A 19,602-nucleotide genomic window follows, 5' to 3' on the forward strand; every position below is an offset into this window, starting at 1 on the left:
CCCGAATCCCGAATCCCCAATCCCGGCTCAATCACATCCGCTTGAACACCAAGGTCCCGTTCGTGCCGCCGAAGCCGAACCCATTGGACATCGCCACGTCGATCTTCTTCTCGCGCGCCACGTTGGGCACGTAGTCCAGGTCGCAGCCTTCGCTGGGCTCTTCCAGGTTGATCGTCGGCGGGATGATGCCGGTGTGCAGCGCCATCACCGAGAAGATCGCCTCGGCGCCGCCGGCCGCGCCGAGCAGGTGCCCGGTCATCGACTTTGTCGAGCTGACCATGGTCTTGTAGGCGTGGTCGCCGAGCGCGCGCTTCATCGCCAGGGTCTCGGCCAGGTCGCCCAGCGGCGTGGAGGTGCCGTGCGCGTTGAGGTAGTCGATCTGCTCGGGGTTGAGCCCGGCGTCCTTGATCGCCGCCAGCATGCTGCGCGCGGCGCCTTCGCCGTCCTCGCTCGGGGCGGTCATGTGGAACGCGTCGGAGCTGGCGCCGAAGCCGACCAGCTCGGCGTAGATGCGCGCGCCGCGCGCCTTGGCGTGTTCGTACTCTTCCAGCACCAGCACGCCGGCGCCGTCGCCGAGCACGAAGCCGTCGCGGCCCTTGTCCCACGGCCGCGAGGCGGCGGCCGGGTCGTCGTTGCGGGTGGACATCGCCTTCATCGAGCAGAAGCCGCCGACCGAGGTCGGCGAGGAGCCGCGCTCGGCGCCGCCGGCCAGCATCACGTCGGCATCGCCGTGCTGGATCATGCGCAGCGCGGTGCCGATGGAGTGGTTGGAGGTGGCGCAGGCCGAGACCGCCGAGAAGGTCGGGCCCTTCAGGCCCTTGATCAGGCTCACCTGCCCGGGGAGCATGTTGATGATGGTGCTGGGCACGTAGAACGGCGAGATCTTGCGCGCGCCGCCCTCGTGGAATTTGATGGTCTGCTCCTCGATGCCGAGCAGGCCGCCGATGCCCGAGCCGAGGATCGCGCCGATGCGTTCGGCGTTGCTGTCGTCGATCACCAGACCCGAATCGTCCAGCGCCATGAACGAGGCGCCGACGCCGTAGTGGATGAACGAATCCATCTTCTTGGCGTCCTTGGCGGACACGAACTTGGTCGGATCGAAATCCTTGATCTCGCCGGCGATCTTGGTGGTGAACTGCGACGCATCGATCTGGGTGATCGGGCCGATGCCGGAACGCCCGTTGACGATCCCTTCCCAACTGCTGGCCAGGTCATTGCCCAACGGCGATACCAGGCCCATGCCGGTTACGACGACGCGACGGCTCATTGCGAAATCTCCTCGCCGCGATGCGCGCGGCGTTGACGCTGTAAAAACACAGGGCCGCATGCGCGGCCCCATGGGATTGTCACGCGGACCGGACCCACGCAGGCGCCGATCGCGATCGAGAACGGAGCATCAGCTCTTGACGTGCGCCTTGACGTAGTCGATGGCCTGCTGCACCGAGGTGATCTTCTCGGCTTCTTCGTCCGGAATCTCGCACTCGAACTCTTCTTCCAGCGCCATCACCAGTTCGACGGTGTCCAGCGAGTCGGCACCGAGGTCATCGACGAACGATGCGCTGTTGGTGACTTCTTCTTCCTTGACGCCGAGTTGTTCGACGACGATTTTCTTGACGCGTTCTTCGATGGTGCTCATTGGGATATCGCTCCAGATGGAGTAGTGGTGGTTCGAAACGCCATCGGGCTGCGATGGCCGCGTTGGATAGTGTAGTGGAAACCGCCCGGCCCTTGCATCGCTGCACAAACGCCTGCCGATCAGCCACTTAGGCGCAGTCCCTGCGCCGCAGGCTTACGGCATGTACATCCCGCCGTTCACATGCAGGGTCTCTCCGGTGATGTAGCCGGCCCCGGGGCCGACCAGGAACGCCACCGCGTTGGCGATGTCGGCCGGCTGGCCGAGCTGGCCGAGCGCGATCTGCTCCAGCAGCGCGGTGCGTTGCGCTTCGGGCAGGGCCTTGGTCATGTCGGTGTCGATGAAGCCCGGCGCGACCACGTTGACGGTGATGCCGCGCGAACCGATTTCCTTGGCCATCGACTTGGAGAAGGCGATGATGCCGGCCTTGGCCGCGGCGTAGTTGGCCTGGCCCGGGTTGCCGGTCACGCCGACCACCGAGGCGATGTTGACGATGCGGCCCTTGCGCGCCTTCATCATGCCGCGCAGCACCGCCTTGGAGGTGCGGAACACGCTGGTCAGGTTGGTGTCGATGATCGCCTGCCAGTCCTCTTCCTTCATCCGCATCAGCAGGTTGTCGCGGGTGATGCCGGCGTTGTTGACCAGGATCGAGACCGCGCCGAATTCCTTGCCGATCGCCTCGATCAGCGCCTCGACCGCGGCCGGGTCGGTGACGTCCAGCGCGCGGCCGTGACCGCCGTTGGCGGCCATCCGCTCGCCGATCGCCTGCGCGCCGGTGGCGGAGGTGGCGGTGCCGATGACGGTGGCGCCCTGCGCGGCCAGCGTGTCGGCGATGGCCGCGCCGATGCCGCGGCTGGCGCCGGTGACCAGGGCGATCTCGCCCTGCAATGGCTTGCTCATCTGCTGTTCCTTGGGGGACGGACGGCGCGCGAGGCGCCGAGGGAAAGGAGGCCGCCGCGGGCGTATCCGCCCGCGCGCGGCAGCGGGATCAGGCAGCCCAGGTTTCCAGTGCGCCGGCGAAGTCGGCCGGGGTCGCCAGGGCGCGCCCGTCCAGCGACTTGTCGATGCGCTTGACCAGCCCGGTCAGCACCTTGCCGGGGCCACATTCGGCCACGCCGGTGGCGCCGCGCGCGGCCAGCGCCTGCACGCAGCCGCTCCAGCGCACCGGCAGGTACAGCTGCTCGACCAGCGCCTGGCGGATCGCATCGACGCCGTCGTGCACCTTGGCGTCGACGTTCTGCACCACCGGCAGCTGCGGCGCATGCCAGGCCAGGCCGCGCATCGCCTCGGCCAGGCGGTTGGCCGCCTCGCGCATCAGCGGCGTGTGCGAGGGCACGCTGACCGCCAGCTTCACCGCCTTGCGCACGCCACGCTCGGCCAGCAGCGCCAGCGCGCGGTCGACCGCGGCGGCGTCGCCGCCGATCACCACCTGGCCGGGGGAGTTGTAGTTGGCCGGGACCACCACCTGGCTGCCGGCGGCCTGCGCGCAGACCTCCTCGACCAGCGCGTCCTCGGCACCGATCACCGCGGCAATCGCGCCGACCCCGGCCGGGGCCGCGTCCTGCATCAGCTGGCCGCGCAGGCGCACCAGGTGTGCGCCGTCGTGCAGCGACAGCGCACCGGCCGCGACCAGCGCGCTGTATTCGCCCAGGCTGTGCCCGGCCAGCAACGCCGGCCGCGCGCCGCCCTGGGCCAGCCACAGCCGCCACAGCGCCACGCTCGCCGCCAGCAACGCCGGCTGGGTGTACTCGGTGCGGTTGAGCATTTCCTCGGGGCCGCCCTGGCTCAACGCCCACAGGTCCACGCCGGCGCCGTCGGAGGCCTCGGTGAAGCTGTCGCGCAGCGACGGGTGCAGCTCGGACAGTTCGGCCAGCATGCCCAGCGATTGCGACCCCTGGCCGGGGAAAACGAAGGCTAGTGTGGAATCGGTCACGCGCAATCCGCCTGCAAAAATCGAGCGGCGATGATACGGGCGAAACCGGCCGTGCGTCTGTACCCGGGCGTATGTGCGGCGCCGAACGATGGCGGCCGCAGCGACCGCCACCACCGGTGCAGCCCGCCGTAGCGGGTCGCGGCACCGCGGCGCGCAAGCGCGCGGCGACCCGGCACGCCTGCCCTCGCGCGCAGGTTCACGCGATCCGCGCCAGCGGCTGCGGGGCAGGTGTCGTAATGACGTTCGGTGAATTTGCAGCGGCGCGCAACGCGCCCACCCTGCCGCAGGCCATGGCGCGCGTGGCGCCATGCCGCGGGGATTCCCGGACTCAGTAGCGCAGCAGCGCCGAGCCCCAGGTGAAGCCGCCACCGAAGGCTTCCAGCAGCAGCAGCTGGCCGCGCTGCACGCGGCCGGAACGCACCGCCACATCCAGCGCCATCGGCACCGAGGCGGACGAGGTGTTGCCGTGCATGTCCACCGTCACCACCACCTGGTCCATCGACAGTTCCAGGCGCTTGGCGGTGGCTTCGATGATGCGCAGGTTGGCCTGGTGCGGGATCAGCCAGTCCAGGTCGCCCTTGTTCAGGCCGTTGGCGTCGAGGGTCTCGTCGACCACCGCGTCCAGCGCCTTGACCGCGTACTTGAACACCTCGCTGCCCTTCATCTGGATGCCGCCGGCGGAGGCGTCGCCGGTGCCGTCGCCGAGTCCGGTGGAGATGCCGACCGGATTCCACAGCAGTTCCTTCTTGCTGCCGTCGGCGTGCAGATGGGTGCTGAGGATGCCGGTGTCTTCGTCGGCGCGCAGGACCACCGCGCCGGCACCGTCGCCGAACAGCACGCAGGTGGTGCGCTCGGTCCAGTCGACGATGCGGCTGAGGGTCTCGGTGCCGATCACCAGCACGGTCCTGGCGTCGCCGCAGCGGATGAACTTGTCGGCCACGCTGAGCGCGTAGACGAAGCCCGAGCAGGCGGCGTTGACGTCCAGCGCGGCGCAACCGACCGCACCCAGCCGCGCCTGGATCAGGCAGGCGGTGGACGGGAAGATCAGATCCGGGGTGGTGGTGCCGACGACGATCATGTCGAGCGCGGCGACCTCGATACCGGACGCCTCGATCGCCTTCAACGCGGCTTCGTAGCCGAGGTCGCCGGTGGTCTGGCCCGGCGCGGCGATGTGCCGCTCGCGGATGCCGGTACGGCTGCGGATCCATTCGTCGCTGGTATCGACCATGTGCGACAGATCGTCGTTGGTCAACACTTTTTCAGGCAAATAGCTACCGGTGCCCGCGATCCTGGAATAGATCCGCTTGCTCATGCTGATTCCTGTTGCCTGTTACGCAGGCCGCCCGCGCGGGCGCGGCCTGTGAAGATGGGTGACTCCGTCCGCCGCGGCGCGAGGGACGGGCACGGATCAATCTTCTTCGACCTGCGAGGTCTTGGTGGCGATCACCTTCTTACCGCGGTAGTAGCCGTCGGCGGTGATGTGGTGGCGCAGGTGGATCTCGCCGCTGGTCGGGTCGGTCGACAGCTGCTTGGCGCTGAGGGCGTCGTGCGAACGGCGCTGGCCGCGGCGGGACGGGGTGACACGGGATTTCTGCACAGCCATGGGATTGCTCCAAACTCGGTTCGTTTACATCTGTCGTCATTACGTCGCGCAGGACGCGCGCGTCCGGCAACAACCTTCAAGGCAGCGCGCCGGCGGGCCGACCGCTACTGTTTCTTCAGCGCCGCCAACGCCGCGAACGGGTTGGCCTTGCTCACCTCTTCCTCGGTCGCCGGCCAGTCCTGTTCGACCGCCTCGCTTCCGGGCGCCACCGGCACCAGCGGAACCGCCAGCACCAACTCGTCCTCGACCAGATCGGCGGGCCGCAGCATGCCGTCGTCCGGCACCAGCAAGGCCTCGTAATCCGGCGGCAGCGCGGCCTCTTCGGCCTCGCTGCGGATCAGCCCCAGCCGCTGTACGCTGGACACCGGCAGCAGGAAGCGCTGCAGGCTGCGCTGACAGATCAGCGGCAGCTCGGTTTCGAGCGTCAGTTCGACGTAGGACACTTGCAGTACAGCGTCGCGGCCGAATTCCAGCGTGTAGCGGCATTCGCCTTCGGTATCGGCCAGGCTGCCTTGCAGACGGGTCATCGCCGAGAGCGGCAGGCGGTCTTCGAAGACCCTGCGCGCTGCGACCATCCGCCAGGCATCCAACAGTTCGGGCACGTTCGCGGACATAAGCCGCAGAATGTTAAGGACTAGGACAAGCTCTGTCAAACCGTCCTGTCATCCTGCTTGCCCGGCCGCACGCAGCGCCGCAGACTGCCGGCATTGGCGCCCGCGCCGCCGCCTGCCCGACCGCCAATGCCGCGCCTGATCCTGGCCTCCACCTCCGTCTACCGCCGCGCGCTGCTGCAGCGCCTGCGCCTGCCGTTCGACAGCGCCCGCCCGCAGGTCGAGGAGACGCCGCTGCCCGGGGAAGCGCCGCTGGCGCTGGCGCAGCGCCTGGCGCGGGCCAAGGCGGCGGCAGTGGCTGCCGGCGCCGCCGATGCCTGGGTGATCGGCTCCGACCAGGTCGCCGAACTGGACGGCCAGCCGCTGGGCAAGCCCGGCCATGCCGCCGCCGCGCAGGCGCAGTTGGCGGCGATGTCCGGGCGCAGCGTGCGCTTCCATACCGCCGTGTGCCTGCTGCGCGGCGAACGCGCGCTGCAGCTGTGCGACCTGACCGAGGTGCGCTTCCGCACGCTGCAGGCCGAGGAGATCGCCCGCTACGTCGCCGCCGAACAGCCGCTGGACTGCGCCGGCAGCTTCAAGTGCGAAGGCCTGGGCATCAGCCTGTTCAGCGCGATCCACAGCCAGGACCCGACCGCGCTGGTCGGGCTGCCGCTGATCGGCCTGGCCGGGCTGCTGCGCGAGGCCGGCTACGTGGTGCCGTAGCCGCCGCCATCAGCGTGTGCCGACCCGGCACCACTGATACGGGTAGCTCGCCTGCCCGACCCAGGACGCGTAGACCGCGCAGGTCTCCGGCCGCAAGGCCAGGCCGTAGCGCGCCAGTTGCTGGTCGGCCAGCGCCAGCGCCTGGCGGTCGCCGGCGGCGATGTCGATGGCCCGTCCCGGCAGGATCGTCCACCGGCAGCGGCCATCGCGCTCGGTCACTGCCGCGCGTACCGGCCGGTGCGCCAGGCGCCGCATCAGCCGGCAGTCCGGCCCCCGGTCCAGGCCCAGGCGCGCGGCCAGCGCATTGAGCCGCTGCAGCCGCGCGACGTTGCGGTCCACCGTTGCCGGCAACAGCGCATAGCCCTGGCCGCGTTCGGCCAGCATCGCCCGCACGCGCTGGGCATAGGCCGCCGATTCGGGGAAATTGGACGCCACCGACGCGTACGCCGCCTGCGCCGGCAGGAATGGGATGCGCCACGACTGCGGCACGTCGCCGACCAGCAGCACCAGGCTGCGCGCCGGCTGCGGCAGCGGCGGCGCCTGCACCCGGAACGCCGCGCGCGCCCAGCGCTCGTGGCCCCAGTCGCCCCAGCCATGCACGGCGACCAGCGCGCACGCGATCAGCGTCCAGCGCGCCGCAGCGGCGGCGATGCGCGCCGGCAGCATGCGCCGCAGCCCGACCCACAGCAGCAGCGGCGCCAGCAACTCCGGCACCACCAGGTAGCGCTGGATGCTGAAAACCGACTGCCAGGCCAGGTAGGCGACCACGAAGAACACCAGCAGCGCGCGCCAGGCCGGCGCGACCACGTCGCTGGCCGCCGCGGGCCGGGGTGGCCGGCGCAGCGCGAACCGCAGCAGCGCGGCCAGGCCGACCAGGTACAGCAACGGCCAGACGATCTGCCGCAGGGCGACCTCGCTGACCCGGTTCGGCGCGAACGAAAATTGCAGCGGCCAGCTCAGCCGCTGCAGCCAGCCCTGCGGCAGCCAGCGCGTATCGCTGAGCGCCACCGGCTGCGCCAGCGGCGCCAGGAAATGGCTGTTGAACTGCGGGAACAGCGGGTTGCCGAAGGCCTTCCACACACCCAGCAACCACGGCCCGGCCAGGACCGCGAAGCCGAGCACGGTGACCACGGTCAGCACCGCGGCGCCGCCCACGCGCTGCCGCGCGCGGCCACCGGCGACCAGCGCGGCGACGCCCAGCGCGAGCGCGAACACCGCATTGGTCAGCTTGCAGGCCAGCGCCAGGCCCAGCAGCGCACCGGCCAGCGCCCACCACCCGACCGCCACGCCCTGCCCGGCCGCCTGCTGCCGGCGCTGCGCGTGCAGCGCGGCCAGCAGCCCGCCCAATACCGGCAGCGCGCTGCTGTTGTCGGCCATGGTGCCGGCGAATTCGGACAGGAACGCGGCGCTGCACATGCCGGCCAGGGCCAGCCACGGCGCCAGCCGCGCGCGGTGCAGGCGCGGGTCCAGCACCTGCCAGACGATGCCGGCCAGCAGCAGGAACGCCAGCGCGTGCAGCGCGCCCATCGCGAACCCCGCCAGCGGCGCCGGCAGGCCGGTCATCAGCGCGTAGTGCAGCACGTCCAGCAGCGGATTGAAGTAGCTCTGCAGCTGCGCCGGCGCCAGGTCCGTGCCCAGGCGCCCGTGCAGCGCGGCATAGCCGTTGTACAGGTGATAGTTGCGCAGGTCCCAGTTGGCGTCCTGGCCCAGCAGCAGCGACAGCACGCCGCCGAGCAGCGCGACCGCGATGCCGGCGGCGATCACGTTGCCGCGGTCGTGGAAGGCGAAGCGGCGATCCAGCGCGCGCCGCAGGCGCTGGCGGCGACTCGGGCGCGGCGCTGCCGGCGTGCCGAAGGCCGCGCTCATGCGCCGTCGCCCGAGGAGGCGGCACGCGCCGGCGGCGCGCGCAACGGCAGCGCCGGGATCGCCAGATAGGCCAGGCGCTTGGCCTCGACCCGGCCGCGCGTGACCGTGTCCAGGATCAGCCCGCAGGCCAGCAGCAGGAAGCCGAGCAGCACCAGCGCCGAGCACAGGATCGCGGTCGGGAAGCGCGGCACCAGGCCGGTGTGCGCATAGGTCAGCACCAGCGGCACCGCCAGGCCCAGCGCCAGCAGCACGCAGGCGCCGCAGCCCAGCGAGAAGAACAGCAACGGCCGTTCGGCCTTGAACAGGCGCAGGATGGTCAACAGGATCCGGGTGCCGTCGTGCCAGGTGCGCAGCTTGCTCTGCGAGCCTTGCGGGCGCGCGCCGTAGGCGGTGGCCACTTCCGCCACCGGCATGCGCAGCTGCAGCGCGTGCACCGCCAGTTCGGTCTCGGTCTCGAAGCCGGCGGCATGCGCGGGAAACGACTTCACGTAGCGGCGCGAGAACACCCGGTAGCCGGACAGCATGTCGTCGAAACTGCGCCCGAACAGGAAGCCCACGCAGCGGGTCAGCAGCACGTTGCCGGCCCGATGCCCGGCGCGGTAGGCGGCGGCCTCGTCGCTGCGCCGCGCGCCGACCACCATGTCCAGGCCATCGCGCAGCAGGCGCTCGACCAGCGCCGGCGCCATCGCCGCGTCGTAGGTCGCATCGCCATCGACCAGCACGTACACGTCGGCATCGACATCGGCGAACAGGCGCCGCACCACGTTGCCCTTGCCCTGCAGCGCCACCTCGCGCACCTGCGCGCCGGCCGCGCGCGCGCGCGCGATGGTGGCGTCGCTGGAGTTGTTGTCGAACACGTGGATGCTCGCCGTCGGCAACTGCGCGGCGAACGCGGCGATCACCTGGCCGATCGTGGCCGCTTCGTTGTGGCAGGGAACCAGCACCGCGATCCGCGGCATGGCCGCGTCGTGGGAGGAAGAAAGACTCGGCATGGGCGGCGGGCGGTCCTGCGCGGCGGGCGTGGAAAGGCGCGCCATCCTATCAGCGGCGGCGCAGTTCGATCGGCTGTTCCCACCACTCCTCGACGCTGCCGTCGCGGCCATGCAGGCGCAGGCCCAGCCAATGCGTCCCCGGCGCCAATTCGCCGGCATCGACTTCGGCGCGGAAGCCGACATTGGGATGGCCCGGATCGGTGGAGACCTTCCAGAACGCGGTGATGTCGTAGGCCTCGCCGTAGCGCGCCTGCGCGGCGACCTTGCCGTCGAGCAGCACCTCGACCCGGTCGATGCCCACGCCGTCCTTGAACGCCCAGCCGGAGACCTCGAAATGGCGCGCCACCTTGTCGCCCACCTGCGGCGCGTTGAACCAGGCCATCGCCGGCGTCGTGCACGGACCCGGCAGGCGCTGCGCCGGCAATGCGAACAGCAGGAAGCGCTGGCTGCCGTGATCGCTGGACACCACCTTCGGCGGCGGCAGCGGGCCGACCAGATCGCAGACCGCGTGGTAACGCTGCAGCAGCAGCCGATACTTCATGTCGCTTGGCGACAGCACCAGCAAGCGCGGCCCGTCGCGGCGGCCGTCGCTGAGCAGGCCCCACTGGCGCAGCTGCACGCTGCGCCCATGCTTGTCGTTCAACGGATGCGGCAGCACCTGGATGTCGGCATCGCCGAGTTCGAAACCGAGCTCGGCACCGACCTTGAAGTTGTCGGCCAGCACCTGCGTGCCTGGCGGCATCGCCGCCAGCTCGTGACGCACCGCCGAGGCCAGCGGCTTCCAGCCGGCGAAGTTGCGCGGGTAGTACTTGTCGCCAGCGGCATGCTCGCGCACCGACGGCACCGACACCGCCAGGTAGTAGCCGAACGCGCCGACCAGGCCCAGCCCGGTCAGCAGCCAGGTCGCGCGGCGCAGCGGCTTCGGCCAGCCGTGGAGGATCACCGGCGCGGCGATCAGCAAGGCCAGGTAGCCCGGCAACGGCCAATGGAAACTGACCCGCTCGGCATCGGTGAAGAAGCCGAGCAGGAAGATGCCCAGCGTGGACACGCCGCCGAGCAGGCCGAAGTAGCGCCACTGCACGCGCGCGCCGCCGCTGCCGCCGCCGCGCGTGGCCACCAGCGCCACCTTCCACATCGCCACCGCCAGCAGCGGCGTGACCAGCAGGCCCTGGATCAGCACGAAGGCGATGCCGCTGGGCTGGAAGCTCCACGGATGCCGATCGATCAACTGGAACCTGACCCCGGCCTCGCCGTTGTCGGCGTTCCAGGCCAGCAACGGCAGCCAGGCGACGATGCCCATCGCCAGCGCCACCCACACCTGCGGATCGCGCAGCATGCGCCGGCCCTGCGGGATCAGCAGCAGCGCGATCGCGCCGACCCCGATCACCCCGGCGAAGCGGTAGTGGCTCAACGCACCCAGGGTCAGGCCCAGCGCCAGTTCCACCGCGCTCATCGCATCGACCTGGCGCAGCAGCCGCGCGCTGGCGTCCATGCACAGGATCGTCGCCAGCGCCATCGGCACGTCCGGCAGGGCGAGGATGCCGAGCGTGCCCGACAGCGGCATCAGCAAGGTCAGGCTGCCGGCGCGCCAGCCGGCCACCGCGCCGAACCAGCGCGTGGCGATGCGCGCGATCAGCCACGGCATCGCCGCCGACACCAGCAGGAACGGCGCGCGCAGCGCCAGCAGATGCTCGCCGCCCAGCGCCACGCCCAGCCGCGCCAGCCAGGCGGTCAGCCCGGGCAGATCCGAATAGGCGGCGGCCAGGTGCTGGCCCTCCTGCCAATAGAACGCCTCGTCGACGAACAACGGCAGGCGCGCGGCCACCAGCAGCTTGGCTGCGCTGACCAGCATCCACAGCACCATGAAGGTGGTGCGTGCACGTTGTTCGCCTTGCATTGCCTTTAGACTCCCCTAAACCGTTGCGAGAATGCGATGCCTACTCCGCCCCGCTTGCCGGAAATGCTAACCGATACGCTGCGCGAGGCGCTCGCGCAGGCCCAGCAGCAGGTCAATTCGCTGGTGTTGGGCAAGCCGCAACAGGTGCGATTGGCGTTTGTCGCGCTGTTGTCCGGCGGACATCTGCTGATCGAGGATCTGCCCGGGTTGGGCAAGACCACGCTGGCGCATGCGCTGGCCGCGAGCCTGGGACTGAGCTTCCAGCGCGTGCAGTTCACCTCCGACCTGCTGCCGGCCGACGTGCTCGGCGTATCGGTGTACGACGCGCAATCGCGCCAGTTCCAGTTCCATCCCGGCCCGGTGTTCGCCCACGTGCTGCTCGCCGACGAGATCAACCGCGCGCCGCCGCGCACGCAGAGCGCGCTGCTGGAAGCGATGGCCGAACAGCAGGTCACGCTGGACGGCACCACGCATCCGCTGCCGGCGCCGTTCTTCGTCATCGCCACGCAGAATCCGGTGGACCTGTCGGGCACCTTCCCGCTGCCCGATTCGCAGCTGGACCGCTTCCTGCTGCGGCTGGCGCTGGGCTATCCCAGCGCCGAATCCGAACGCGCGCTGCTCAGCGGCAGCGACCGCCGCGACCTGATCGCACAGGCGCGGCCGCTGCTCGGCGACACCGACATGGCCACGCTGCGGCACAGCGTGGAACAGATCCATGCCAGCGACGCGCTGGTCGGCTACGTGCAGGCGCTGCTCGCGCGCAGCCGCCAGCATCCGGGCGTGCGCGTGGGCCTGTCGCCGCGCGCCGGCATCGCGCTGCTGCGCGCGGCCAAGGCGCACGCGCTGCTGCTGGGTCGCGCGCATGCGCTGCCCGAGGACGTGCAGGCGCTGTTCGTGGCGGTCGCCGAGCACCGCCTGGAGGCCGAACAGGAATCGGCCTCCGGGCAAGCGCTGGCCAAGGCGATCCTGCACAGCGTGGCGGTGGACTGACCCGAATGCGGGCACGGCTGCGCGAGTGGCGGCAGGCGCTGGCACGGCTGGCGCGGCCGCGCGATCCCGAGCCGCTGCCGGTGCGGCTGGACCGGCGCCGCATCTACATCCTGCCCACGCCATTCGGCGGCTTCCTGGCGCTGCTGCTCGGCGCGATGCTGCTCGGCGCGCTGAACTACAACAACAACCCCGCCCTGCTGCTGGCGATGCTGCTCGGCGCGGCCGCCATCGCCAGCGCGATCGCGGCACACCTGCAGCTGTCGGGACTGCGCCTGGAGGCGCTGTCGGCCGAACCGGTCGCGGCCGGCACCCCGCTGCGGCTGCGCCTGGCGCTGGCCGCCGACGACGCCAGGCACCGCCGCGGCCTGCGTGTGGCGCATGCCGACCGGCACACCTACATCGACCTGCACGGCGACGGCGCCAACGAAGCCGATCTGGAGCTGCCCACCGAACGCCGCGGCTGGCTCGACCTGCAGCGCATCCGCGTTTCCACCACCCAGCCGCTGGGCCTGCTGCGCGCCTGGGCCTGGTTCTGGCCGGACGCGCCGCTGTTGGTTTACCCGCAACCGGAACACGACGGGCCGCCGCTGCCGCACGGCGACGGCACCCCGCCCCAGACCCGCCTGCACGCGCTCGGCGAAGAGCTGCACCAGTTGCGCCCATACCGCGCCGGCGATGCGCCGCGCGCGATCTCCTGGAAGCACTCGGCGCGCCGCGACACGCTGCTGGTGCGCGAATACGAACGCCCGATCGGCGTGGACGTGGTGCTGGACTGGCGCACCCTGCCGGCGCTGCCCTACGAGCGCCGCATCGCGCGGCTGGCGCGCTGGGTCAACGAGGCCGAGCGCGACGGTCGCCGCTATCGCCTGCTGCTGCCGGGACAACCGCCGCTGGGCCCGGGCCGCGGCCCGCAACACCGGCACCTGTGCCTGCGCGCGCTGGCGCTGCTGCCGCATGGCTGAGCCGCGCTCGCCCGCGCTGAGCGACGCCAGCCGCCACTGGGCGCTCGCCGCCGGCCTGCTGGCGCTGCTGCCGCTGCTGCTGCAGTTGCCTGGCGCGCTGGCGCTGCTGTTCGCGGCGACCGCGTTGCTGATCGGCGCCAGCTCGGCATGGCGGCCGCTGCCGGCCGCGCTGCGCCTGCTGCTGGTGGCGGCGATGCTGGCGGCGATCTACTGGCAGGTCGGCATGCGCTTCGGCCGCGACACCGGCTGCGCCATGCTGGCGGCGATGCTGGCGATCAAGCCGTCGGAACTGAAGACGCTGCGCGACGCGCGCAGCCTGCTCGGCTTCGCCCTGTTCGCGCCGTTCGCCGCGTTCCTGCTGGACCAGGGACCGGTGACGATGCTGCTCGGACTCGCCGCGGTGATCGCCGCGCTGCTGTGCATGCAGCGCCTGGCCGACCAGGAAGGCCAGAGCGCGGCGCCGCCGCTGCGCGGCCAGCTGCGCGGCGTCGGCCGGCTGCTGGCGCTGGGCCTGCCGCTGGCACTGGCCGCGTTCTGGCTGTTCCCGCGGCTGGGCTCGCCACTGTGGGGCGTACCCGAGCGCGCGCTGGCGCGGCCTGGCCTGTCGGACACGATGAGTCCCGGCCAGTGGCTGGACCTGATGGCCGACGACACCCCGGCGCTGCGCGTGCAGTTCTTCGGCCGCGTGCCCGCGCCGGCGCAGCGCTACTGGCGCGGGCCGGTGCTGTGGGATTTCGACGGCCGTACCTGGCGTGCGCAACGCGGCAACGACTACCTGCCCGCGCCGGCGGTGCAGACCGGCGCGAACGCGTGGGACTACGAGATCGAGGTCGAGCCGACCGACCGCCGCCAGCTGGTCGCGCTGGACCTGCCGCTGCAGGCACCCGAGGGCACCCGCCTCTCCGCCGACTACGTGCTGCACAGCGAGCGCCCGCTCGGCGCATTGACCCGCTGGCGCCTGCGCTCGGCACCGCCGCTGCGCTTCGAAACCGCACTGCCGCCCGCCCAGCGCCAGCGCGCATTGACCCTGCCGCCCGGCTACAACCCGCGCACCCTGGCCCTGGCCCGGCAATGGCGGCAACAGGCCGGCGCCGACGACGCCGCGATCGTGGCGCGCGCGCTGCAATGGATCCGCCGCGACTTCGCCTACACGCTGGAAACGCCGCTGCCCGGCCGCGACGGCGTGGACGAATTCCTGTTCCAGCAGAAGGCCGGGTTCTGCCAGCACTTCAGCTCCGCCTTCGTGGTGCTGATGCGCGGCGCCGGCATCCCCGCACGGGTGGTCACCGGCTATGCCGGCGGCACCCGCAATCCGTTCGGCGACTACTGGGTGGTGCGGCGCATGGACGCCCACGCCTGGGCCGAAGTGTGGCTGCCGCAGCGCGGCTGGGTGCGCGTGGACCCGACCGCCGCGGTCGCCCCGGAACGCATCTACGACACCCTGGAGGACCGCCTCGGCAGCGACGCCGGAGTGCGGAGTGGCAGCGGCGACTGGCAGCTGCGCGACGTCGGCGACTGGTTGCGCCGCGGCTGGAACGACCTGGTGCTGTCCTTCGACGCCAACCGCCAGCAGCGGCTGCTGAGCGAGCTGGGCATCGCCAAGCTGGAGCCGGCGCAACTGGTCGCCCTGTTCGCCGGCTTCGCCGGCTTCGCCGGCTTCGCCGCGTTGCTGCTGGGCTGGATGGCCTGGCTGCTGGCGCGCGGCGAACGCGAGCGCGACCCGCTGCTGCGCGCCTGGCGCCGGCTGGGCCGGCGCTACGCCCGGCTCGGCCTGGGCCGCGAGGCGCACGAACCGGCCTTGGCGTGGGCGCTGCGTGTACACCAGATGATGGAGGCAAACGCGTTGCTTTCGCTCAGCCAGCGTTTCGCTGATTCGCGCTACGCTGGCGCGGATTCGGACAGGGCTTCATTGTTGCGCGACCTGCGCAGGCACCGTCCGCACACCGGAGCATCTCGATGAAGATCCGATTGCTGTTCCCCGTCCTGGCCGTTCTCGCCCTGGGCGCCTGCGCGACCGCGCCCAAGCCGCTGCAAGGTCAGTTCGCCACCGTCACCCCGCGCGACTCGGTCGCCGGCCAGCAGGTCGGCACCTCGGTGCGCTGGGGCGGCAAGATCATCCAGACCAAACCCGGCCAGGGCCAGACCTGCTTCCAGATGCTGTCGCGGCCGTTGAGCGCCAGCGGCCGCCCGGACAGCGACTCGGCCGACGCCAGCGACGGCCGCTTCGTCGCCTGCCGCTCCGGCTTCTACGACCCGGCGGTGTTCGAACCCGGCCGCGAGGTGACCTTCATCGGCCACGTCGCCGGCTACGAAAGCACCCGCATCGGCGAGTACGACTACCGCCTGCCGAAGATCGACGCCGACGTGGTCTACCTGTGGCCGGTGGTGCGCCAGGTCGACGTGGTGCCCGCCTACCCGTACGGTCCGTACGGCCCGTGGGATCCGTGGGGCCCGCGCTGGGGCTGGGGCCGCGGCTGGTGGTAAGCCCGCCGCTGATGGCAAGCGTTGTGCGATGATGGAGAAGAAAACGCCGCCGAAACGCGGCGTTTTCTGTTTGACCGGGAGCGCCGCGGCGAATCGTCCGCATGCGCCCGGCCGGCGGCGGGATCAGGGTGTGCCGAAGCGGCCCAGCGGCGCCCCTGCCAGCAGGTGCAGATGCAGATGGAACACGGTCTGCCCGGCATGCTCGCGGCAGTTCATCACCACCCGGTAGCCGTCCTCGGCCAGGCCCTGTTCGCGCGCGTAGGCGGCCGCGGCCAGCACCAGCCTGCCGACCAGCGGCGCCTGCTCCGGCGCCAGGTCGTCGAGCGTGGGGATCTCCACCTGCTTGGGAATGAACAGCACGTGCACCGGCGCCTGCGGCGCAATGTCCTTGAAGCCGAGCACGGCTTCGTCCTCGTAGACGATGCTGGCGGGAATTTCGCGGCGGATGATCTTGCCGAAGATGGTGTCCATGGGCCGGGTCGCAAAGCGGAAAGGGGCAGTCGTTATAGCCGAATTCGGCGGCGCGCAGGCATTGCCGCGCGAGGCCCCCGCATCGTCCTTCCTGGTGCTTGTCCCCGTGCGCGCGCACAGGAGCGGTGCAACCTGACGACAGGCCCTACTCGCCTGCGCCGCCCCGCGGGACTTCGTTGCGGCTGCCGAACGCATGCGACAGCGTGCCGCGGTCCACGTATTCCAGTTCCCCGCCCAGCGGCAGGCCCTGCGCCAACCGGCTGGGGCGTACCCCGTGGCGGCGCGCCAGCTGCGCCAGGTAGTGCGCGGTGGCCTCGCCTTCGACGGTGGAATTGGTGGCGATGATCAGCTCGGCGATCTCGCCCTGCGCCAGCCGCGCCCCCAGCCGGTCCAGGCCGAGTTCGCGCGGGCCGACGCCGTCCAGCGGCGACAGCCTGCCCTGCAGGATGAAATACAGCCCGCGGTAGCCGGTGGCGTGCTCGATCGCCAGGCGGTCGGCCGGCGACTCCACCGCACACAGCTGCTGGCGGTCGCGGCTGGTGCTGGCGCAGATCGCGCAGAGCTCGGTTTCGCTGAAATCGCGGCACTGCGTGCAGTGGCCGATGCGCTCGATCGCCTCGCGCAAGGTATCGGCCAGCCGCTGCCCACCCTCTCGCTCGCGCTCTAGCACATGGTAAGCCATGCGCTGCGCGGTCTTCTGGCCGACGCCGGGCAACACGCGGAAGGCGTCGATCAGTTGTTCTAGCAGGGAGGGGCTCATTGCGGATAGGGACTCGGGACTGAGGACTCGGAAAGGCGGGCTGTTGCACTCGTAGCCCTTCAGGACGTGGCACCACCATCCGGCGCTACGCCGGCTTGGCTTTTCCGAGTCCCGAGTCCCGGCCTCAGAACGGCAGCTTCATCCCCGGCGGAATCGGCATCCCGGCAGTGGCCGCGCCCATCCGCGACTTGGACTCGGCATCGATCTTGTTGGAGGCGTCGTTGAACGCGGCGGCGATCAGATCCTCGGCCATCTCCTGGTCGGAGAGGATGCTCGGATCGATCCGCACCTTGCGGCACTCCTTGGCGCCGGTCAGGGTCACGCTGACCATGCCGCCGCCGGCGCTGCCGGTGACTTCCAGCTGGGCCAGTTCTTCCTGGGCGCGCTGCAGGTTTTCCTGCATCTTCTGCGCCTGCTGCATCAATTGGGCGATGTTGCCACGCATGCTCTTCTACTCTTGGTAAGGGCGGATGGAATCGGGCACGACCCGCGCGCCTTGCTGCTGGATCAGCGCTTGCACCGCCGGGTCGCTCAGGAACGCGGTTTCGGCCGCGCTCTGGCGCTCGCCGCGTTGCCGGTGCGAGCGCTCGTGCAGGGTCTCGGCATCGACCGCGATGCCGCTTTCGATCACGATCTTCGGCCGGCTGCCCAGCGCGTCGGCCAGCGCCGCGGCCAGTTCGCCGAGCGAGCGCTCGGACTGCAGGTATTCGAAGCCCGGCGACAGCGACAGCCGCAGCACGCCGTCGGCATGGCTGACGAAGGCCGAGTTGGCGGCCAGCTGCCGCGACGGACCGGTCAGGCCGCAATCGGCGACCAGTTCCAGCCAGTCCTCGGCCGCGTGCAGCACGCGCGGTGCGGCGTATTCGGGCGGCGTACGCTCAGCGACGGCCAGCGGTGGCACCATCGCCATTTCCGGCTCGGGCGAAGGTGCGGAGGTTGGCGCAGCAGGCACCGTGTTCGCCAATGGCGGTGGTGTCTGAGCAGGTGCCGGTGCCGCGGTTTCCCATGGCGGATCCAGCACGGCGGGTGCCGCGACTGGTGCGGGCGCCGGTGCCGGCTTGTCTGCGACCGCAGCCGCTGCCGGCGCTGGCGCCATCATCGGTGCGGCAGGGGCCGCGGGCATCGCGGCGACGGACGGTGTGGCGACGCTGGCCGCCGCGGCAGCAGGTGCTGCTGCCACTGGCGCCGCAGGCGTACGGCCTTCGGTCGTCGTGCCCGACCCGGATGCGGCGGCCGGCAGCGGCGCCGCACCCGCCGGGCGGAACGCCAGCATGCGCAGCACCGCCATCTCGAAACCGGCGCGCGGACTCGGCGCCAGGTACAGGTCGCGGCGCCCGTTCAGCGCCATCTGGTACCACAGCTGCACGATTTCCGGGCGCAGGCGCTCGGCGAACGGCGCCGGGTCCAGCCCGTCGAGACCGGCCACCGCCGCGCCCGGCACCAGCTGCCGCACCTGGATCCGGTGCAGCGCTTCGGCCAGCGCCTCCAGCACCCCGCCCCAGTCCGGCGAGAACTCGGCCAGCCCGGCGACCACCTGCAGCAGCCGCTGCCCGTCGCCATCGGCCAGCGCCTCGAGCATCGCCCCGACCTGGGTGCGATCGACCGTGCCCAGCATCGCCCGCACCACATCGTCGCGCAGCGCGCCGCCGGCATAGGCGATGGCCTGGTCGAGCAGCGACAGGCCGTCGCGCAGGCTGCCGTCGGCGGCCTTGGCCAGTTGCACGATCGCCGAGGCATCGACCTCGATCTGCTCGGCGGCCAGGATCCTGGTCATCTGCCCCTGGATCTGCTCCTCGTCCAGGCGCTTGAGGTTGAACTGAAGGCAGCGCGACAGCACCGTCACCGGCAGCTTCTGCGGGTCGGTGGTGGCGAGCAGGAACTTGACGTGCTCCGGCGGCTCTTCCAGCGTCTTCAGCAGCGCGTTGAACGCCGCCTTGGACAGCATGTGCACCTCGTCGATCAGGTAGACCTTGTACTTGCCGCGCGAGGGCATGTACTGCGCGTTCTCGATCACCTCGCGCACGTCGTCCACGCCGGTGTTGGACGCGGCGTCGATCTCCAGCAGGTCGATGTAGCGGCCGGCGTCGATGTCCAGGCACGCCGGGCACTGCCCGCACGGGTCGGCGCTGGTGCCCTGCTCGCAGTTCAGCGACTTGGCGAAGATGCGCGCGATGGTGGTCTTGCCGACGCCGCGGGTACCGGTGAACAGGAACGCGTGGTGCACGCGCCCGCTGTCCAGCGCATTGCTGAGCGCGCGGACCACGTGCTCCTGCCCCACCAGCTCGGCAAAACGCTTGGGGCGCCACTTGCGGGCGAGAACGAGATAGGACATCAGGCAACCGTCTTCATCTGAACCGCCATTGTGCCACGCCGCGCCGCGTCGATCGTTCAGCGGCCGCGGCGGCCGACCCGTCGCCACGGGTCCGGACGACGACGGACGGTGCTTTTACGCAATGGGGGAACTGGCGCTGGCGGCAAGCCCCCATCCCCGCAGACCGTTGTCCTTGTTAACGGCGCCGGCGACGGCTAGAATCCCGCCCCTGCCGTCGGCTACCTCGCGCCGGCAGGCCCGGAGAGGTGTCCGAGTGGTTGAAGGAGCACGCCTGGAAAGTGTGTAAGCGTCTAAACCGCGCTTCGGGGGTTCGAATCCCCCTCTCTCCGCCAGATTAAAAAGTGTTGAGATGGCCCAGTCGCGTGA

General features: G+C 70.9%; 19 protein-coding genes and 1 tRNA gene. 6 read left to right on the forward strand and 14 right to left on the reverse strand.

Annotated features, from left to right (window positions below):
• Positions 1-31: 31 nt before the first annotated feature.
• The 7 genes from fabF to NRY95_16390 all read right to left on the reverse strand — a co-directional run bounded on the left by fabF (position 32) and on the right by NRY95_16390 (position 5,783).
• A complete protein-coding gene (fabF, locus tag NRY95_16360) occupies positions 32-1,267 on the reverse strand; it encodes a beta-ketoacyl-ACP synthase II (GenBank protein UYC15286.1) in 1,236 nt (411 codons plus the stop codon).
• A gap of 129 nt (positions 1,268-1,396) precedes the next feature.
• Positions 1,397-1,636 (reverse strand): acyl carrier protein, encoded by a 240-nt coding sequence (acpP, locus tag NRY95_16365; GenBank protein UYC15287.1) that lies wholly within the window; start codon positions 1,634-1,636, stop codon positions 1,397-1,399.
• 153 nt (positions 1,637-1,789) lie between these two features.
• A complete protein-coding gene (gene fabG / locus NRY95_16370; GenBank protein UYC15288.1) occupies positions 1,790-2,533 on the reverse strand; it encodes a 3-oxoacyl-ACP reductase FabG in 744 nt (247 codons plus the stop codon).
• Between the two features lie 88 nt (positions 2,534-2,621).
• Positions 2,622-3,566, reverse strand: a complete 945-nt coding sequence (gene fabD / locus NRY95_16375) for an ACP S-malonyltransferase (GenBank protein ID UYC15289.1) — start codon at positions 3,564-3,566, stop codon at positions 2,622-2,624.
• A gap of 328 nt (positions 3,567-3,894) precedes the next feature.
• A complete protein-coding gene (locus tag NRY95_16380; protein ID UYC15290.1) occupies positions 3,895-4,878 on the reverse strand; it encodes a ketoacyl-ACP synthase III in 984 nt (327 codons plus the stop codon).
• A gap of 96 nt (positions 4,879-4,974) precedes the next feature.
• Positions 4,975-5,169: a 50S ribosomal protein L32 gene (rpmF, locus tag NRY95_16385; protein UYC15291.1), complete on the reverse strand. Its 195-nt coding sequence runs from the start codon at positions 5,167-5,169 to the stop codon at positions 4,975-4,977.
• Positions 5,170-5,273: 104 nt separating this feature from the next.
• On the reverse strand, positions 5,274-5,783 hold the full coding sequence (locus NRY95_16390; GenBank protein UYC18607.1) for a YceD family protein: 510 nt from the start codon (positions 5,781-5,783) through the stop codon (positions 5,274-5,276).
• A 126-nt stretch (positions 5,784-5,909) separates the two neighbouring features.
• Between NRY95_16390 and NRY95_16395 the strand changes: the two genes are divergently transcribed.
• Entirely contained in the window at positions 5,910-6,482 is a 573-nt protein-coding gene (locus NRY95_16395) for a Maf family nucleotide pyrophosphatase (protein ID UYC15292.1), read from the forward strand.
• Positions 6,483-6,491: 9 nt separating this feature from the next.
• Here NRY95_16395 and NRY95_16400 read toward each other — a convergent pair whose 3' ends face one another.
• From NRY95_16400 to NRY95_16410, 3 genes are all read right to left on the reverse strand, one after another.
• Positions 6,492-8,348 carry a glycosyltransferase 87 family protein gene (locus NRY95_16400; protein ID UYC15293.1) on the reverse strand — a complete coding sequence of 619 codons (1,857 nt, stop codon included), beginning with the start codon at positions 8,346-8,348 and terminating at the stop codon, positions 6,492-6,494.
• Positions 8,345-9,307, reverse strand: coding sequence for a glycosyltransferase family 2 protein (locus tag NRY95_16405; GenBank protein ID UYC15294.1), 963 nt, complete (start codon positions 9,305-9,307; stop codon positions 8,345-8,347). The genes NRY95_16400 and NRY95_16405 overlap by 4 nt, the downstream gene beginning before the upstream one ends.
• A gap of 82 nt (positions 9,308-9,389) precedes the next feature.
• Positions 9,390-11,237, reverse strand: coding sequence for a glycosyltransferase family 39 protein (locus NRY95_16410; GenBank protein ID UYC15295.1), 1,848 nt, complete (start codon positions 11,235-11,237; stop codon positions 9,390-9,392).
• A gap of 36 nt (positions 11,238-11,273) precedes the next feature.
• Between NRY95_16410 and NRY95_16415 the strand changes: the two genes are divergently transcribed.
• The 4 genes from NRY95_16415 to NRY95_16430 are packed head-to-tail and all read left to right on the forward strand — an operon-like array spanning position 11,274 to position 15,673.
• Complete coding sequence (locus NRY95_16415) at positions 11,274-12,227, forward strand: MoxR family ATPase (protein ID UYC15296.1); 954 nt, start codon at positions 11,274-11,276, stop codon at positions 12,225-12,227.
• Positions 12,228-12,232: 5 nt separating this feature from the next.
• Complete coding sequence (locus tag NRY95_16420; GenBank protein UYC15297.1) at positions 12,233-13,189, forward strand: DUF58 domain-containing protein; 957 nt, start codon at positions 12,233-12,235, stop codon at positions 13,187-13,189.
• Entirely contained in the window at positions 13,182-15,149 is a 1,968-nt protein-coding gene (locus NRY95_16425; protein ID UYC15298.1) for a DUF3488 and transglutaminase-like domain-containing protein, read from the forward strand. Before NRY95_16420 ends, NRY95_16425 begins: the two co-directional genes overlap by 8 nt.
• Entirely contained in the window at positions 15,146-15,673 is a 528-nt protein-coding gene (locus NRY95_16430) for a Slp family lipoprotein (protein UYC15299.1), read from the forward strand. Before NRY95_16425 ends, NRY95_16430 begins: the two co-directional genes overlap by 4 nt.
• Before the next feature lie 123 nt (positions 15,674-15,796).
• Here NRY95_16430 and NRY95_16435 read toward each other — a convergent pair whose 3' ends face one another.
• The 4 genes from NRY95_16435 to dnaX form a co-directional block, all read right to left on the reverse strand.
• A complete protein-coding gene (locus NRY95_16435; protein UYC15300.1) occupies positions 15,797-16,144 on the reverse strand; it encodes a histidine triad nucleotide-binding protein in 348 nt (115 codons plus the stop codon).
• 145 nt (positions 16,145-16,289) lie between these two features.
• Positions 16,290-16,904 (reverse strand): recombination mediator RecR, encoded by a 615-nt coding sequence (gene recR, locus NRY95_16440; GenBank protein UYC15301.1) that lies wholly within the window; start codon positions 16,902-16,904, stop codon positions 16,290-16,292.
• A 124-nt stretch (positions 16,905-17,028) separates the two neighbouring features.
• Positions 17,029-17,349 (reverse strand): YbaB/EbfC family nucleoid-associated protein, encoded by a 321-nt coding sequence (locus tag NRY95_16445; GenBank protein ID UYC15302.1) that lies wholly within the window; start codon positions 17,347-17,349, stop codon positions 17,029-17,031.
• 6 nt (positions 17,350-17,355) lie between these two features.
• Entirely contained in the window at positions 17,356-19,236 is a 1,881-nt protein-coding gene (gene dnaX / locus NRY95_16450; GenBank protein ID UYC15303.1) for a DNA polymerase III subunit gamma/tau, read from the reverse strand.
• A gap of 239 nt (positions 19,237-19,475) precedes the next feature.
• On the opposite strand from dnaX, the gene NRY95_16455 reads away from it, so the two are divergent.
• Positions 19,476-19,568: transfer RNA gene (locus NRY95_16455), tRNA-Ser, on the forward strand.
• Positions 19,569-19,602: the final 34 nt, after the last annotated feature.

It is taken from the genome of Xanthomonas campestris pv. phormiicola (genome assembly GCA_025666215.1).
In the GTDB taxonomy this organism is placed as follows: Bacteria; Pseudomonadota; Gammaproteobacteria; order Xanthomonadales; family Xanthomonadaceae; genus Xanthomonas_A; species Xanthomonas_A campestris_A.

Excerpts from the sequence above, each read along its gene's own strand:
- fabF (UYC15286.1), bottom strand. The coding sequence starts at position 1,267 with ATGAGCCGTCGCGTCGTCGTAACCGGCATGGGCCTGGTATCGCCGTTG.
- acpP (UYC15287.1), bottom strand. The coding sequence starts at position 1,636 with ATGAGCACCATCGAAGAACGCGTCAAGAAAATCGTCGTCGAACAACTC.
- fabG (UYC15288.1), bottom strand. The coding sequence starts at position 2,533 with ATGAGCAAGCCATTGCAGGGCGAGATCGCCCTGGTCACCGGCGCCAGC.
- NRY95_16380 (UYC15290.1), bottom strand. The coding sequence starts at position 4,878 with ATGAGCAAGCGGATCTATTCCAGGATCGCGGGCACCGGTAGCTATTTG.
- rpmF (UYC15291.1), bottom strand. The coding sequence starts at position 5,169 with ATGGCTGTGCAGAAATCCCGTGTCACCCCGTCCCGCCGCGGCCAGCGC.
- NRY95_16390 (UYC18607.1), bottom strand. The coding sequence starts at position 5,783 with ATGTCCGCGAACGTGCCCGAACTGTTGGATGCCTGGCGGATGGTCGCA.
- NRY95_16395 (UYC15292.1), top strand. The coding sequence starts at position 5,910 with ATGCCGCGCCTGATCCTGGCCTCCACCTCCGTCTACCGCCGCGCGCTG.
- NRY95_16400 (UYC15293.1), bottom strand. The coding sequence starts at position 8,348 with ATGAGCGCGGCCTTCGGCACGCCGGCAGCGCCGCGCCCGAGTCGCCGC.
- NRY95_16405 (UYC15294.1), bottom strand. The coding sequence starts at position 9,307 with ATGCCGCGGATCGCGGTGCTGGTTCCCTGCCACAACGAAGCGGCCACG.
- NRY95_16410 (UYC15295.1), bottom strand. The coding sequence starts at position 11,237 with ATGCAAGGCGAACAACGTGCACGCACCACCTTCATGGTGCTGTGGATG.
- NRY95_16415 (UYC15296.1), top strand. The coding sequence starts at position 11,274 with ATGCCTACTCCGCCCCGCTTGCCGGAAATGCTAACCGATACGCTGCGC.
- NRY95_16420 (UYC15297.1), top strand. The coding sequence starts at position 12,233 with ATGCGGGCACGGCTGCGCGAGTGGCGGCAGGCGCTGGCACGGCTGGCG.
- NRY95_16425 (UYC15298.1), top strand. The coding sequence starts at position 13,182 with ATGGCTGAGCCGCGCTCGCCCGCGCTGAGCGACGCCAGCCGCCACTGG.
- NRY95_16430 (UYC15299.1), top strand. The coding sequence starts at position 15,146 with ATGAAGATCCGATTGCTGTTCCCCGTCCTGGCCGTTCTCGCCCTGGGC.
- NRY95_16435 (UYC15300.1), bottom strand. The coding sequence starts at position 16,144 with ATGGACACCATCTTCGGCAAGATCATCCGCCGCGAAATTCCCGCCAGC.
- recR (UYC15301.1), bottom strand. The coding sequence starts at position 16,904 with ATGAGCCCCTCCCTGCTAGAACAACTGATCGACGCCTTCCGCGTGTTG.
- NRY95_16445 (UYC15302.1), bottom strand. The coding sequence starts at position 17,349 with ATGCGTGGCAACATCGCCCAATTGATGCAGCAGGCGCAGAAGATGCAG.
- dnaX (UYC15303.1), bottom strand. The coding sequence starts at position 19,236 with ATGTCCTATCTCGTTCTCGCCCGCAAGTGGCGCCCCAAGCGTTTTGCC.